This window comes from Pantoea leporis (assembly GCF_028048155.1).
Taxonomy (GTDB): domain Bacteria; phylum Pseudomonadota; class Gammaproteobacteria; order Enterobacterales; family Enterobacteriaceae; genus Pantoea; species Pantoea leporis.
Genome location: NZ_JALMEU010000027.1, coordinates 1 through 836, shown reverse-complemented (window position 1 = coordinate 836; position 836 = coordinate 1). Strand labels below are relative to the sequence as shown.

General features: G+C 61.7%; 1 protein-coding gene. It reads right to left on the bottom strand.

Annotated features, from left to right (window positions below):
- Window positions 1-836 (bottom strand): type VI secretion system Vgr family protein (locus MWH02_RS23040; RefSeq protein WP_271461523.1); only part of this gene is annotated, 836 nt, incomplete at both ends.

Sequence of the window (836 nt, the reverse complement as noted above, 5' to 3'; positions counted from 1 at the left end):
ATCGGCGGTGACGAATAAACCTTTCGCCACGCGTATCACACCGTGTTCGTCGGTGTGCAACTCAAAGCCGCTGCCACGCGGTTTGTCCTGCTTATCGGTGATGTGGCCCTGATTAAGCTGGGTTTTACCATATTCAGTAGTGAGCGCGATGTGTTCCGCGCCGCGCTTGTCTTCCATGCGCAGTTCGTTGTTCGCAGGCGTGCGCAGGGTGTTCTGGCTGCGGTTGTCGCGGCTGACGACGTCGGGATGTTCGGAATCGTGAAAGGCGTGCGCGATGTACGGGCGGTCCGGGTCGCCGCCGTCAAAGGCGATTCCCACTTCGGTGCCCCGAATCAGCGGCGCGTGAAAACCGTAATCTCTGCCGGCGTAGGGTTTTGCCAGCCGCACCCACAGATAGCTGTAGCCTGATTCGCTGAACAGGCGGTCCACGTCGAGCTTCACCCGGTAGCGTCCGTGCTCGTCGAGATGTGCGTAGATATCATCAGCGTTGCGGCTTTCAATCCGCGCCGGATGCGTGCCGACAATCTCCGGACGTGGCAACGTAGCGGGGCGGAAGCAGAAGTGTTCGCTGTACGGCATGCCCCAGACGGAAACGTGCAGGCGCGAATCGCGCGCGGCGATGAAGGTCACCAGCGTCATCACCACGCCGTTTTGCAGCGCGCGGATGACGTTGCCCTGCGGCTCCAGCACCGCGCCCGGCGTCAGGTGCGAGGCGTTGCTGAACAGGTGCACGTAGTCGGCACGCTTCAGCTCGCGCTCGTGGGCGATGCGCGCGTAAAACCGTCCTGACTCGGTTTCGTCCTCTTCACCGGGATTCCGATATGGGCCGATATAGC